The 14,495-nt window shown below is 63.6% G+C and carries 14 protein-coding genes; 7 read left to right on the top strand and 7 right to left on the bottom strand.

Going from position 1 to position 14,495, the window contains the following annotated elements; genetic code table 11:
* Positions 1-134: 134 nt before the first annotated feature.
* From HK108_RS01155 to ychF, 3 genes are all read right to left on the bottom strand, one after another.
* The gene (locus HK108_RS01155) at positions 135-917 is read right to left on the bottom strand and encodes an aminoglycoside adenylyltransferase domain-containing protein (RefSeq protein WP_181270391.1); all 783 of its coding nucleotides are present in this window, start codon (positions 915-917) and stop codon (positions 135-137) included.
* Between the two features lie 134 nt (positions 918-1,051).
* Entirely contained in the window at positions 1,052-1,900 is an 849-nt protein-coding gene (locus HK108_RS01150) for a serine hydrolase domain-containing protein (protein WP_181270390.1), read from the bottom strand.
* The gene (ychF, locus tag HK108_RS01145; protein WP_139466829.1) at positions 1,897-3,000 is read right to left on the bottom strand and encodes a redox-regulated ATPase YchF; all 1,104 of its coding nucleotides are present in this window, start codon (positions 2,998-3,000) and stop codon (positions 1,897-1,899) included. The genes HK108_RS01150 and ychF overlap by 4 nt, the downstream gene beginning before the upstream one ends.
* Before the next feature lie 72 nt (positions 3,001-3,072).
* Between ychF and HK108_RS01140 the strand changes: the two genes are divergently transcribed.
* A complete protein-coding gene (locus tag HK108_RS01140) occupies positions 3,073-4,269 on the top strand; it encodes a DNA recombination protein RmuC (RefSeq protein WP_139466828.1) in 1,197 nt (398 codons plus the stop codon).
* A 72-nt stretch (positions 4,270-4,341) separates the two neighbouring features.
* Here the strand turns inward: HK108_RS01140 and HK108_RS01135 are convergent, their stop codons facing one another.
* Complete coding sequence (locus HK108_RS01135; protein WP_139466827.1) at positions 4,342-5,358, bottom strand: 4-hydroxy-3-methylbut-2-enyl diphosphate reductase; 1,017 nt, start codon at positions 5,356-5,358, stop codon at positions 4,342-4,344.
* 91 nt (positions 5,359-5,449) lie between these two features.
* Here HK108_RS01135 and xseA point away from each other — a divergent pair, with 91 nt between their 5' ends.
* Positions 5,450-6,757, top strand: a complete 1,308-nt coding sequence (xseA, locus tag HK108_RS01130; protein ID WP_181270389.1) for an exodeoxyribonuclease VII large subunit — start codon at positions 5,450-5,452, stop codon at positions 6,755-6,757.
* A gap of 52 nt (positions 6,758-6,809) precedes the next feature.
* Complete coding sequence (locus tag HK108_RS01125; protein ID WP_025778102.1) at positions 6,810-7,049, top strand: exodeoxyribonuclease VII small subunit; 240 nt, start codon at positions 6,810-6,812, stop codon at positions 7,047-7,049.
* A 39-nt stretch (positions 7,050-7,088) separates the two neighbouring features.
* Here HK108_RS01125 and HK108_RS01120 read toward each other — a convergent pair whose 3' ends face one another.
* Positions 7,089-7,658 (bottom strand): DUF4245 domain-containing protein, encoded by a 570-nt coding sequence (locus HK108_RS01120; RefSeq protein ID WP_229663893.1) that lies wholly within the window; start codon positions 7,656-7,658, stop codon positions 7,089-7,091.
* Between the two features lie 198 nt (positions 7,659-7,856).
* Here HK108_RS01120 and glpX point away from each other — a divergent pair, with 198 nt between their 5' ends.
* The 3 genes from glpX to HK108_RS01105 all read left to right on the top strand — a co-directional run bounded on the left by glpX (position 7,857) and on the right by HK108_RS01105 (position 11,163).
* The gene (gene glpX / locus HK108_RS01115; RefSeq protein ID WP_139466822.1) at positions 7,857-8,981 is read left to right on the top strand and encodes a class II fructose-bisphosphatase; all 1,125 of its coding nucleotides are present in this window, start codon (positions 7,857-7,859) and stop codon (positions 8,979-8,981) included.
* A 60-nt stretch (positions 8,982-9,041) separates the two neighbouring features.
* Positions 9,042-9,668: a carbonic anhydrase gene (locus tag HK108_RS01110; protein ID WP_139466820.1), complete on the top strand. Its 627-nt coding sequence runs from the start codon at positions 9,042-9,044 to the stop codon at positions 9,666-9,668.
* A 91-nt stretch (positions 9,669-9,759) separates the two neighbouring features.
* Positions 9,760-11,163, top strand: a complete 1,404-nt coding sequence (locus HK108_RS01105) for a class II fumarate hydratase (RefSeq protein ID WP_139466818.1) — start codon at positions 9,760-9,762, stop codon at positions 11,161-11,163.
* A gap of 150 nt (positions 11,164-11,313) precedes the next feature.
* Here HK108_RS01105 and phoH2 read toward each other — a convergent pair whose 3' ends face one another.
* The gene (gene phoH2, locus HK108_RS01100) at positions 11,314-12,621 is read right to left on the bottom strand and encodes an RNA 5'-3' helicase PhoH2 (RefSeq protein WP_139466815.1); all 1,308 of its coding nucleotides are present in this window, start codon (positions 12,619-12,621) and stop codon (positions 11,314-11,316) included.
* 211 nt (positions 12,622-12,832) lie between these two features.
* A complete protein-coding gene (locus tag HK108_RS01095; RefSeq protein ID WP_282433162.1) occupies positions 12,833-13,594 on the bottom strand; it encodes an isoprenyl transferase in 762 nt (253 codons plus the stop codon).
* Positions 13,595-13,697: 103 nt separating this feature from the next.
* Between HK108_RS01095 and trhA the strand changes: the two genes are divergently transcribed.
* Entirely contained in the window at positions 13,698-14,483 is a 786-nt protein-coding gene (gene trhA, locus HK108_RS01090) for a PAQR family membrane homeostasis protein TrhA (RefSeq protein ID WP_139466811.1), read from the top strand.
* The last annotated feature ends 12 nt before the right edge of the window (positions 14,484-14,495 follow it).

Below are 14,495 nucleotides of genomic sequence, written 5' to 3'. Positions count from 1 at the left end.
TTCGACATCCCTCGCCAGCGGGAATACGCCCATGGGTTCAGTTCGAGAAACGGAACTCGACCACGTTCAGGCACGTTCCAACCTCTGTCACCGGATCCGCACAGCTGGTTGCCCGGTGATGTCCGTGTGTACGTTCACGCCTCCGCAGATGTTCGCTGGATCAGCGTGATCAACGACTGCGCCAGAGACGACACCTGACTCGATTCACGATCCCAGTCGACCTGCCCCTCGCCTAGGTACTCGCGAGCGGCAGCAAGAAGCAGATCCGCCCCAGCGGGATCGACGCGCCTCGCCGCAACAGCTGCCGCCTGATCCTTGGCGACTATCGCTCCGGTCTCCACGGTATGAAGCGCACGCGCCAGCGTCAGAAGAACATTGCGCGGCTCGCCATCCAGATCGTCGACGAGCGCCGGCAGTGCAGCCAGTTGCGCGTCCTTCAGGAGCGCGAAGGGCACATCAGTGACCAGAGTGTCCAGCGCCGCCCCGTGCAGCACCCGGTGCGATGCCAAAGCTGTCGCCAGCAGGATCACCACATCCGGATCGCGCTCCGGCTCGGACACATAGCCCTGGACGAAGTCGCCCCTGAGCCACTCCCCGAACTGGAAGTCACGCCACGGCGCAGCGACCAACGGCTTGAGGTCAGCCGTGACCAAGCTCGTCACCTCAAGCGGGCGACGGTTCGCGACCTCCGGAAATACGTCGGCATGCCCCTTCCACCCCGAAAGCCCGAGCAAAGTGGATACCAACGATGCCCGCTCCTGAGACGTCAGTGCCCTGCGAGTCACCAGCAGCAGGTCGACATCACTCTCCGGGCCGAGCCCCGTCGTCGTACTGGAGCCATAGAGGTACACCCCGACGATCCCACCGGGATCGGCCGTGAGCACTCGGTCGAGTACCGTCTGGATCAGATCGTCCACATCAATGGAGACTACGCACCCGAAGCCCCGCGAGGCAACGCTTGTATTGTCCAACCGCGCACGCGGATCGCACAGGTTGAATCGAAGCTCACCCGCACGAGAGTTCGATCCAAACACCCTTCTGACCAGGGCCTTTATACATTGAACCTAAACTCAACTGCGTGCCCGTCCCGGCTCTCGACATCATCGACACATGACTGGATCAGGTCCAAATCCTCCCGTTGGCCCTCTGCGACCCGCCCGCTCCAACGGAGTCCATCAGCACTCGCTGCGGCGAAGAGGTTGAAGCCTGGTCCCTGACCGCCGTGACCAACGAGTGTCACCGGCTCGCCTTTGCTCATGATCCCGAGGCCGTATCCGGCATGGGGTGACAGTGGGTGCCGGGCCGGAGCGTTGACCGGGACCGATTGCATCATCAAGTGGGGAATATCGTCGCCAAGTTCGCCGCGCATGACCGCCGCGATTCCCCGGGCCGCTTCGTCAGGCTCAGCAGCGAACGTACCTGTGAATACCCATCCGGGATCGTAAGCACGAAGCTCTTCCCCGATTGACTCGTGCGTGCAGGCGCGCCAGTCGCCACGGGACGCGAAGGGGAAGGCCACAACACCGAGCGGCTGGAGTACTCGACGGGAGATTGCGGTGAAGAAGTCTGCGGATTCGTCGTACTCAAGAGCAAGTCGCAGCAGGGAGAAACCGATATTGGAGTACCGGAACCGGCCAGCACGATCAACGACTGCGCCTGCGATAACACGGTCGATCTCCCACGCATCGTCACGCGCTTCTACTGCTACGCGGTAATCCGCCCACCCGAAGTAGTCGTTGAGGCCCGAGGTGTGGCTCAGCAGGGCACGCACAGTCACCGGGCGAAGGGACTCCGGCAAAGCGGGAACCAGCTCACCAAGCTGCCCATCGACATCGAAGGAGCGAAGCACCGCGACAGCCGTGTAAGCCTTGGCAATGCTGTACACCGGAACAACGCTCACTTCTTTCCACCAGAGGTTAATCCGCTACGAAACTCCACCACGTCCCCATCGACCATGATGTAGTCCTTGCCTTCCATCCGGACCTTGCCGGCGGACTTCGCGGCAGCCATCGAACCGTTCGCATCAAGATCATCGAAGGACACGATTTCGGCCTTGATGAAGCCCTTCTGGAAGTCGGTGTGGATGACTCCGGCCGCCTCGGGGGCGGTGGCTCCCTTCGGAATCGTCCACGCACGGGATTCCTTGGGCCCGGCCGTCAGATAGGTCTGCAGACCCAGGGTATCGAAGCCGACTCGGGCGAGCTGATCGAGTCCGCTCTCTTCCTGGCCGGTCGATTCGAGCATCTCCCGGGCTTCCTCCTCGTCGAGTTCGGCGAGTTCGGACTCGAACTTCGCGTCGAGGAAGATGGCTTCGACGGGAGCCACCAGTGCCCGCATCTCATTCTTCTTGTCCTCATCGGCGAGCACCTCGTCGTCGACGTTGAACACGTAGAGGAAGGGCTTGACCGTCATCAGCTGCAGCTCACGCAGGGCGCTGACATCGAACTTGTCGGCCTGCATCGCCTGGTAGAGCGTCCGCCCGCCTTCGAGAATCTCGGTGGCGGCATCGATCGCAGTCAGCTGCTCAGCAGGAGCGCGCTTGCCCTTGACTTCCTTCTCGATCCTGGGCCGAGCCTTCTCCAATGTCTGGAGGTCGGCGAGGATGAGCTCGGTATTGATCGTATCGATGTCATCGGCGGGGCTGATCTTGCCGTCGACGTGGACGACATCGTCGTCGACGAATCCGCGGATGACCTGGCAGATCGCATCGGCTTCACGGATGTTGGCGAGGAACTGGTTGCCCAGGCCTTCCCCTTCGGAGGCGCCGCGCACGATTCCAGCGATATCGACGAAGTCGACGGTGGCATTGAGGATGCGTTCGGAGCCGAAGATCTCAGCCAGTCGCGTGAGTCGCTCGTCCGGCAGCGGGACCACGCCCACGTTCGGTTCGATCGTCGCGAACGGGTAGTTCGCCGCGAGAACTTGGTTCTTGGTCAGTGCGTTAAACATGGTCGACTTGCCAACATTGGGCAGTCCCACGATTCCAATAGTCAAAGCCACGGTATCCAAGTCTAGCCGTCGCCGAGGTGGTCCTCGAATTCTCGTGTCAGTGCCCTCTGTCACCCTGGGATCATGAATGCTTTCCCCGCATCCGCAGTCATCATCGTCTTCATCGTGGCGATCGTCCTCGCCGCCGTGCTCGGATTCCTCCTCGGCCGCAGTCTCACCCGTTCCCGCTATCTCGAGAGACTCACTCGCGCCGAGACCACGTCACGCATCCTGTCCGAGCGCACCGAAGATCTCGAAGCCGATGCGCAGATGGCCGGTGAGATCACTGCCGCCATCGGGCCGTTGGCGGCAAGCGTGAAGAATCTGCAGGAGAACCTGCACTCCCAGGACCGCACGCAGATCGAACAGATCACCCGACTGAACTCCCAGATCGGGCACCTCAGCCAACAGAACCTCCGCCTCCAGGAATCGACTGGGTCACTGGCCAACGCTTTGAATTCGACGACCCACCGTGGAGACTGGGGCGAGGTCCAGCTCAAACGCATCGTCGAATATGCCGGCCTCCTCCCCCACGTCGACTTCGACACGCAGGTCAGCGCCGACCGGGACGGCAAGCGCCAGCGCCCCGATATGGTCGTCCATCTGCCCGGTGGCGGCACGATCGTCATCGATGCGAAGACACCGTTGTCGGCACGGATGAACAAGGACTCCGTCGAGGCGGCCGACTCCGGCACGGGCGGTCAGGACCATGCCCGCGCCCTGTTGCGCCATGTTGATGCCCTGGCGTCGAAGGAGTACTGGAAGGCGTTCGATGCCTCCCCCGACTTCGTCGTCTGCTTCGTGCCCACCGACGGTCTGCTCTCCGCGGCCGCGGCAAGCTACCCGAAGATGATCGATCATGCACTGGGCAAGAACGTCGTCCTCGCCTCACCAGCGACTCTGCTGGTGCTGTTGAAGACCGTGGCGCTCAACTGGCGGCAGGCGGATATGTCCACCTCGGCGGCCGAAGTGCTCCGACTCGGCACGGAACTCTACGAACGTATCGGCACCCTTGTCACCCACGTGTCACGGATGGGTGCCAGCCTGGACCGCTCGGTCGAGGACTACAACCGGTTCGTCTCCTCGCTGGAGTCGCGCTTCCTCGTCACCGCGCGAAAGTTCCCCTCGACGGGAATCGTCGCCGACGAGCTCGACGCCGTGGCCGAACTCGATACTCGTTCTCGCGGCATCAGCGCCGAGGAACTCAGTCGGCCGCGGGCCATGGACTTCGATGATCGTGGTCCGACTCATCTGCGCGGTCGGCAGACGGGGACAAGTTGAGAATCGACAGCGTTTGTCGACTCCGTTGAGTCGTGGAAGTCCCCGTCGCGTCACGCAGCGGAATTGCTCAGCTCAGCCGAGTTTGCGCAGTTCCTTCGGCAGCGAGAAGATGAGGTCCTCTTCGGCGGTGACGACCTCTTCGACGGTGCCGAATCCGTACTCGGCCAGCAGCTGCAGCACGTCTAGGACGAGGTTCTCCGGAACGCTCGCACCTGAGGTGACACCGACCGTGGCCACGTCGTGGAACCATGTCTCGTCGATCTCGCGGGCGAAGTCGACACGGTAGGCAGCCTTCGCCCCGTGTTCGAGAGCGACTTCGACGAGGCGAACGGAGTTCGAGGAGTTCGCCGACCCGACGACGATAACGAGGTCCGCGTCGGGCCCGACCTTCTTCACCGCGACCTGCCGGTTCTGTGTCGCGTAGCAGATGTCATCGCTGGGTGGATTCTGCAGGTGCGGGAAGCGCTCACGCAGGATCTCAACCGTTTCCATGGTCTCGTCCACGCTCAAGGTCGTCTGTGAGATCCACACCAGCTTCTCGGCATCGGGAACCTCGATGGTGCGGGCCTCTTCCGGGCTCTGCACCAGTGTGATGTGCTCCGGCGCCTCGCCCATGGTGCCTTCGACCTCTTCATGCCCGGCATGGCCGACGAGGAGGATGCGGAAGCCGTCCCGGGCGAACCGGATGGCTTCCTTGTGGACTTTCGTCACCAACGGGCATGTCGCATCGATCGTCGACAGCGAACGCTGGGCAGCCTCGGTGTGCACGGCCGGTGAGACTCCGTGAGCGGAGAACACGACCCGAGCACCTTCCGGGACTTCATCGGTGTCATCGACGAAGACGGCCCCGCGTTCGGACAGGGTCTCGACGACATGTCGGTTGTGCACGATCTCCTTGCGGACATAGATCGGTGCGCCGAAGTGTTCGAGGGCGCGCTCGACGGCGATGACAGCACGATCTACGCCGGCACAGTAGCCGCGCGGTGCGGCCAGCAGCACCCTCTTGTCTGCATTGACCGGAGTGCGGATCTCGCCAGGTGCCAGACGCCGGCGCGGAATGGTCGGGGCAGGTACTGAAACGACGCTCACCCGTTCAGTCTAAGCCGGAGGCATCGACTGCGGCCAGGAATGGGCTGTGTCGGTGGCGTTCGTTAGGCTTGGGATTCGGAAGGGGACTTAAATGGCGCAAAGAATTTCCGGCACTCCCGGCACGCTCGGTGAAACGGCCGAGCAGAAGGAGCTCGCCGCCACTGCAGCCGAGACCACAGCGGAGAATCCGTGGCCGCTGAGTCTGCTGTCTTCGAAGATGAAGTCCTATATCGACCGCATGTCGAGCGTGTGGATCGAAGGGCAGGTCGTCGAGCTCAACCATCGCGGCAAGGCCAGCTACCTGACCCTGCGCGACACCGATGTCGAGATGTCCTTGCCGGTCCAGATCTGGAAGAACGTCCTCGACCGCACCGGGGCTCCTCTGACCGAGGGCAGCCACGTCGTCGCCAATCTCAAAGCCGATTTCTGGACGAAGACCGGTCGGCTGACGATGCGGGCCAACGATATCCGCGCCGTCGGCCTCGGCGAACTCCTCGCCCGCCTCGAACGATTGAAGAAGCAGCTAGGCGCCGAGGGGCTCTTCGATCCCAACCGGAAGCTGCGCCTGCCGTTCCTGCCGAACCGGATCGGGCTGATCACCGGACGGGATTCGGATGCCCAGAAGGACGTCATCCGCAATGTGCATCTGCGCTGGCCTGCCGCCGAATTCGAAGTCCGCAACTGTGCCGTGCAGGGACCGGATGCCGTGCCGGGAGTGATGAAGAACCTCGCCGAACTCGACGCGGACCCGCAGATCGATGTCATCGTCATCGCCCGCGGCGGCGGCAGCATGGAAGACCTCCTGCCGTTCTCCAACGAAGCCCTCGTCCGTGCCGTCTCCGCCGCGCAGACACCGGTCGTCTCTGCGATCGGACACGAGGCGGACCGGCCCATCCTCGATGAGGTCGCTGACATGCGGGCATCAACACCCACGGATGCCGCAAAGAGGATCGTTCCGGATGTCGCCGAGGAAGGCATGAATCTGCTGCGTGCCCGCGCCGAGCTCGAAGCTGCCGTCAATCGCATCCTCGATCGAGAGCAGGAGATGCTCACCGCCGTGCGCTCACGGCCGGTGCTCGCCGAACCGCAGACGATGATCACCGCGCATGAGAACGAGCTGACGATGATCCGCCGCCGCAGTCTGCAGGCGACGAACGGACTGCTCATCCAGGCTCAGAACGAGATCCAGCATCTTCGTTCCCAAGCCAGGTCCCTCTCTCCCCTGCGGACGTTGGAGCGCGGCTACGCCGTGGTGCAGACCGACGACGGTCAGGCCGTTCGCAATGCCGCCGAAGTCGCCGCCGGCGACAGCGTCCATGTCCGGGTCGCTCGTGGTCGGTTCGACGCCGATATCACCGAGGTCACTCCGGAGTCCGACGATTCGACGACCGACGATTGACTACAACTCCACACTCTGTACACGTTTCACACACTCTGCGAAGGAGACACCGATGACCGAACCGACAACACAACAGGACCAGCCCGATATCAGCACGCTCAGCTACGAGCAGGCGCGCGAAGAACTCGTCATGACCGTCAAGCGTTTGGAGACCGGCAATCTGCCGCTCGAAGAGTCACTGCGGCTGTGGGAGCGTGGCGAGGCTCTGGCCGACCGGTGTCAGGCGTGGCTCGACGGAGCGCGGGAGCGCCTTGACAAGGCCCGTGAGGAGACCTCGGACGACACCGAATAGGTCTCCGGGTCAGCCGAAGTTCAGCCAGGGCCGCCGAGTTCACTTGAGTTCGGCGGCGACCTGATCGGCGAAGCTGTTGACGGTGTCCGGCGCAGCGGTGGCAGTCAGAACGACATACATATCGCCTTTGTGCGAGACCCAGTATTCTTTCGCCTCTTCAGTGCGGTAGATCTGGAAGTCGGCGCCGCCGACGGTCACCTTCTCGGCAGCGACAGCCTCGTCGGTCTTCCGCTTCGCCCAGTTCGCGCTGGCTTCGGCCTGTTCGATGCTCACCCATTGGTCGTCGGGGCCGATGAACGACATGTACCACGAGGTGTATTCGGAGTCGCCCACGCGGTCGAGGCTGGCTTCGTTCGACGTCCATCCGCGCGGGATCTGCGGAACGATGAGGTCGAAATCGGCGTTGCCCTGGGACTGCTCGGCGATCCCCTGATAGTCGACGACACGTTCTGAGTCGACTTCGGGCTGCGGGGCGAGGAACAGGATCCCGACGGCGACTGCGAGACAGGCGAGGATCGCGATGACCATATTGACCCAGTTCGAGTTCTTGCGCAGGAAGCGCATCTCTTCCCGGGACCCCGGCAGCATCACTCCGGACTCATCAGCCATGGACTCTCCCCTAGGACTCGGCGTCGCCTCGTCGACGACCGTTCGAGTACCCGTCTCGTCGGCAGCATTTCGGACATTCACACCGCCATTGTCCTCGGCTCGCGCGCGAAGGGCCAATTCCGGCCCGAGGACGTGACTGCGGCCACAAGCGGACACCGCTGTCGCGACCTCGATCACAGGGGTGGCACAATTGGAGGCATGAGTGACTCCAAAGAGCCTGTTGACGTGAAATCTCACCATGACCGAGGACGAGTTGATGAGGAGGCTCCGCCTGTCGCAGTGACCGACTCATGGTCACAGAAGGCTCAGGTCGAGTCGGATGCTCCCGACCGCAACTTGGCTCTGGAGCTCGTCCGAGTCACCGAGGCCGCAGCCATCGCCGCCGCCCCCTGGGTCGGCCGCGGCGACAAGAACGCAGCCGACGGAGCAGCCGTGGCCGCGATGCGCAATGTCATCTCCACCGTCCGCATGGCCGGCACCGTCGTCATCGGCGAAGGTGAGAAGGACGAAGCTCCGATGCTCTTCAACGGCGAGCAGGTCGGCGACGGCGGAGGACCGCACTGCGATGTTGCTGTCGACCCGATCGATGGCACTCGCCTGACCGCTCTGGGCATGCCCAATGCGATCTCGGTCATGGCTGTGACCGAAGACGGTGCGATGTATGACCCCTCGGCCGTGTTCTACATGGAGAAGCTCGTCACCGGCCCCGATGCCGCTGATGCCGTCGACATGCGTCTGCCGATCGCTGAGAACATCCGCCGCGTTGCCAAGGCGAAGGGAACGAAAGATCCCGCCTCGGTGACGGTGATGATCCTCGACCGCCCCCGCCACCAGCAGATGATCGATGAGATCCGCGCCGCCGGAGCTCGCATCCAGCTCATCACCGATGGCGACGTCGCTGGAGCCATCGCCGCCTGTCGTCCCGGAACCGGCGTCGACATGCTCATGGGCATCGGCGGTACCCCCGAAGGCATCATCACCGCCTGCGCCATCAAAGCACTCGGCGGAGTCATCCAGGGCCGTCTGTGGCCGCAGGACGACACAGAGCGCGAGGCCGCTGCCAAGGCCGGTCTCGACATCAATCAGGTGCTCAACACCGATGACCTCGTCACCGGTGACAACAGCTACTTCGTCGCCACAGGCATCACGAACGGCGACCTGCTCGACGGAGTGAAGTTCCAGGGTGGCCACGTCACCACGCATTCCCTGGTGATGAGGTCGAAGTCGGGGACCGTCCGGCAGGTCTTCGCCGAGCACCAGGCCGCGAAGACCCACTCCTACGTGGAGGCCGCCGAAGAAGCCGCACGCCGCGGATTGGTCTGACCTCCAATCGCACCCGGTCCCGGGCGCGATGCACACAACTCGGAAGCAGGTGCGAAAGCAATGCCCAATCAGGCGTGGAAGCGACTCCTCGAGGGAAACCAGCGTTTCGTCGACGATGTCCCTCAGCACCCCAACCAGGACACGGCGCGACGTGAGTCACTGTCGGGCAGCCAGACCCCGTTCGTCACTCTCTTCGGCTGCTCGGATTCCCGAGTCGCCGCAGAGATGATCTTCGATGTCGGCCTCGGTGACATGTTCGTCGTGCGCAATGCCGGACAGGTCGTCGACCCGGTCACCTTGGGCTCGCTCGAATACGGAGTCGAGATGCTCGGCACTCCCCTGCTCGTCGTGCTCGGCCACGACAGCTGCGGGGCCGTGACCGCGGCATACAACGCCTACGACTCGGGTGAGACTCCCCCGGGATTCATCTCCGACGTCGTCGCCCGCATCCTGCCGACGGTGGCCCGGGCGCGCAAGAACGGGCGCACCACCATCAACGAGACCGTCGGGCAGAACACCATGGACACGGTCGACAAGATCATGCAGCTGTCCACGATCATCAAGACCGCCGTCGAAGAGGGCCGACTCATCATCGTCGGACTCACCTACCAACTCCACGACGGCCACACCACGGTCGTCGCCCAGTACGGAGGCGACGAGGCCGCGGTCTCCACCTATGCTTCCTGAGCGACCGGCCACCTCGGTGGACAGCCGTTCAGTCTCCCAACGAGCCTGAGCTCCGCAATCATTTCCCAGGCACCCAACGGAAAGGACAACAATGACCGAAGAATTTCGCATCGAACACGACACCATGGGTGAGGTCAAAGTCCCCAAGGACGCCCTCTACAGCGCACAGACCCAGCGTGCCGTCGAGAACTTCCCGATCTCGGGCAAGACCCTCGAATCCGCTCACATCGCCGCACTGGCTCAGGTGAAGAAGGCCGCTGCGAAGGCCAACGCCGAACTCGGCGTGCTTGACGAGGCCCGCGCCACAGCCATCCAGAACGCCGCCGACCGGGTCATCGCAGGCGAATTCGACGCCCACTTCCCGATCGACGTGTTCCAGACCGGCTCGGGAACCTCGTCGAACATGAACACCAACGAGGTCCTTGCCTCGTTGGCGACCAAGGCGCTCGAAGCCGACGGAATCAACGTCCACCCGAACGACCACGTCAACGCCTCGCAGTCGTCGAACGACGTCTTCCCCACCTCGGTGCACCTGGCAGTGACCAAGGCCCTGGTCAACACCCTCATCCCGGCCATGGACACCCTGGCGACTTCGCTGGAGAAGAAGGCGAAGGAGTTCTCCTCGATCGTCAAGTCCGGACGCACCCACCTCATGGATGCCACTCCGGTGACTCTCGGTCAGGAGTTCGGCGGCTACGCAGCTCAGGTCCGTTACGGAATCGAGCGCATCGAGGCTTCCCTGCCGCGCGTGGCAGAGGTCCCGCAGGGCGGAACCGCTGTGGGCACCGGCATCAACACCCCCGACGGCTTCTCCTCCCGCGTGGTCGAGATCCTCGCCGAGGAAACCGGACTGCCGATCACCGAGGCTCGCAACCACTTCGAGGCCCAGGCCAACCGCGACGGACTCGTCGAGGCCTCCGGTCAGCTGCGGACCATCGCCTACGGCTACATGAAGATCTGCAACGACCTGCGCTGGATGGGTTCGGGACCGAACACCGGCCTCGGCGAGATCGCCATCCCCGACCTGCAGCCCGGTTCGTCGATCATGCCCGGCAAGGTCAACCCGGTCATCTGCGAGGCCACCATTCAGGTCGCCGCACAGGTCATCGGCAATGACACCTCCGTGTCGCTGTCGTCGACCAACGGCGCGTTCGAGCTCAACGTCGGCATCCCCGTCATGGCCTCGAACCTGCTCGAGTCGATCCGCCTGCTCGCGAACGCCTCGACCGTCATGGCCGAGAAGATGATCGACGGACTCACCGCCAACGAGGAGCGCGCCCGCTTCCTCGCCGAGGCGAGCCCCTCCATCGTCACCCCGCTGAACAAGGTCATCGGCTACGAGGCGGCCGCGAAGATCGCGAAGCACGCCGTGGCTGAGAAGATGACTGTCAAGGAAGCGACGATCGCGCTCGGCTTCGTCGAGAACGGCTCCATCACCGAGGCGGACCTCGACAAGGCCCTCGACGTCACCACCATGATCGGCAGCTACAAGTAAGCCTCTGATCTGACAGAACGAAACGGCGCCCGGACGGATACCGTCCAGGCGCCGTTTCGTGTCGGCGGCCGCTCAGCGTCCCGTCGACCGCTCACCGAACATCGCGAGACATCGGCGGTAACGTGAGCGGTCGGCGACCGGAGCAGAGGCTCAGGACCGGAACGGGTCGAATTCCTCGAGCACATCGGTGACCAGGGCGGCGATCTCCGACCGCTCCGACCGCGTCAGCGTGACATGCGCGAACAGTTCGTGGCCCTTGAGCTTCTCGATCACCGCGGCGACTCCGTCGTGCCTGCCCACTCGCAGGTTGTCGCGCTGGGCGACATCGTGGGTGAGCACCACCTTCGAGTTCATTCCGATGCGTGAGAGCACGGTCAGCAGAACATTGCGCTCCAACGACTGCGCTTCATCGACGATGACGAATGCATCGTGGAGGGACCGTCCCCGGATGTGGGTGAGCGGAAGCACCTCGAGGATCTCCCTGTTGACCACCTCGTCGATGACGTTCTTGCTCACCAGCGCACTGAGGGTGTCGAATACGGCCTCCGCCCAGGGGTTCATCTTCTCACCTTCGCTGCCGGGCAGGTAGCCGAGGTTCTGTCCGCCCACTGCGTAGAGGGGACGGAAGACCATGATCTTCGAGTGCTTGTTCTCCTCGAGCACCTTCTGCAGGCCCGCCATGAGGGCCAGCGCGGACTTCCCCGTTCCGGCTCGCCCTCCCATCGACACGATCCCCAGGGCGTCGTCGAGCAGCATGTCGATGGCGATCCGCTGTTCTGCCGACCGTCCGTGGACGCCGAAGATGTCACGATCCCCGCGCACCATCGACACTCGGTTGCCGCTGCGCACACGTCCCAGTCCGGATCCGCGCGGTGAGGTGATGACGACCCCGGTGTTGACCACCTCGTCGGAGACATCCTCGGTGACGACCGACCCCGAATCGTAGAACTCGCTCATCTGCTCGTCGTCGAGGCCGAGCTCGCTCATCCCGGTGAACCCGGAGTCGACGGCAAGCTCCGCCAGATACTCCTCAGCGTGCAGACCCAGGGCCGAAGCTTTCACTCGCATCGGCACGTCCTTGGTCACGACGACCACGTCACAGCCTTCGGCAGAGAGGTTGCGGGCCACGGCCAGGATGCGGGTGTCGTTCTCCGTCCGGTCGAAGCCGACCGGCATCGTGGAGGCGTCGATGTGGTTGAGCTCGACCCGCAGCGTTCCGCCTGCGTCACCGACGGGAATGGGCTGATCCAACCGGTCGTAGTCGGAACGGAAGTCGTCGAGGATGTGGAGGGCTTTGCGTGCGGTGAATCCGAGTTCGGGATGATTGCGTTTGCCCTCGAGTTCGGAGACGACGATGAGCGGGATGACGACGTGGTGTTCGGCGAAGCGCAGAAGCGCTCCGGGATCCGACAGCAGCACCGAGGTGTCGAGAACGTAGGTGTGGACTTTTTCAGCCATGAGGACCTCTGAGGCGTGAGTTCCGCCGAGATCCGGTTCTGACATCCCCCGATCTCGGGTTGGTGTCGACCAACTACAGCCAACCTAACCCGGTTCGCCCCCGCAGGCGGTAGCGGCACGCGTGCTCGGGCAAGTCAGGGTCATGAACTTCGAGTGAATGCGGGATTCCCCCGTCAGAAGGCCGGCAGGTCTCGCCGGCGGCGGGCACAGCCTATTTGCCGAAGCGCCGCTGCCGCAGACCGTAGTCGCGCACGGCTCGGAGGAAGTCCGTACGGCGGAAGTCCGGCCAATAGGCTTCGCAGAAATAGAACTCCGAATAGGCGCTCTGCCACATGAGGAAGCCGGAGAGTCGCTGCTCTCCCGAGGAGCGGATGATGAGGTCGGGATCGGGTTGGCCCTTGGTGTAGAGGTGTTCGCCGATCTGCTCCGGCGACAGTTCGGAGATGATCGACTCCAGGTCCATGCCGTCGTCGGTCCGTGTGCGCAGCAGGGACTTCACAGCATTGACGATCTCCTGCCGACCGCCGTAGCCGACGGCGACGTTGACGCGCATTCCACAGTTCTCGGTCGTCGACACCGCTTCGAGGCGGGCACGCAGATCCGAGGGAACGATGTCGAGATCACCGACGAGCTGGACGCCGACGCCGTCGAGTGCCGCGATCTTCTCCACCAGGTCCGAGATGATCTCGATGAGGATCGAAACCTCTTCTGCCGAGCGGGCGAGGTTCTCTTTGGACAGAACGTAGAGAGTGACGATCTCCACATCGATCTCGTGGCACCAGCCGAGGAACTCGACGATCTTCGCCGCTCCGGCGCGGTGACCGTCAGCGGTCGTCGCACCGAACTCCTTGGCCCACCTGCGGTTGCCGTCGGTGATGACTCCGACGTGACGTGGAACCGGAACCGACTTGTCGAGCTCACGTTTGAGCCGTCGCTCGTACAGCCGATAGAGCAGGTTCACGGGTCGCGCCACAGCTGTCCTCTTCCACATGGGTCGTCGGTCGGTTCGAATACTGTACAGACTACTAGCCGATGATGCTGAATGAGGCCTCAGGTCCGCTGGCTACCATGGAGCTATGAATGCTTCGCTCACCGATTCCTCTCCGGTCGTTCCCGACGGCGCCGGGCCGGTCGGTTCAGCGGGCGCGGATGACGTTCCGCCCGCCGATGACCACCGCATCGCCCGTCGCCGCTCAGCACTGCGCGCCGAACTGACGAAGTTGGCGGGTCAGGTCAAGCCGAAGCTGCGCGGTTGGTTCCACGCCGGGGCGTTCCCTCTGGCGATGATCGGCGGCCTGGCTTTGGTGATCATCTCCCCGACCATCGAGTCGCGCATCGCCGCCGCGATCTTCGCCGTCACCGGCATGCTGCTCTTCGGCACCTCCGCCGTCTATCACCGAGGCCGCTGGCGCACCCGCGTCCGCCTCGTCCTGCGGCGGCTCGACCACGCGAATATCTTCCTCATCACCGCCGGTACGTACACACCGCTGGCAGTGCTGATGCTCCGCACCGACCAGGCAGTCCTCCTGCTGTCCGTGCTGTGGGGTGCCGCCGCACTCGGCGCTGCCTTCCGTACGATCTTCACCACCGCACCGAGGTGGCTCTTCGTCCCGATCTACGTCGGGTTCGGCGTCGCCGGAGTCGGGTACATTCCCCAGATCTGGGCCACGAACTTCCCCGTCGGACTCCTCGTCGTCCTCGGCGGCGTGTGCTACATCGCCGGCGCGGTGATCTACGGGATCAAGCGCCCGAACCCCTCACCGAAGTGGCTCGGCTTCCATGAGATCTTCCACATCTTCACGATCCTCGGCTACGGCTGCCACCTCGCCGCACTCATCATCGCCGCCGTCGCAGCCTACTGAACTCCAATCGAC

It is taken from the genome of Brevibacterium sediminis (assembly GCF_013623905.1).
Classification (GTDB): domain Bacteria; phylum Actinomycetota; class Actinomycetes; order Actinomycetales; family Brevibacteriaceae; genus Brevibacterium; species Brevibacterium sediminis.
This window is presented reverse-complemented; position numbering and strand designations above follow the sequence as displayed.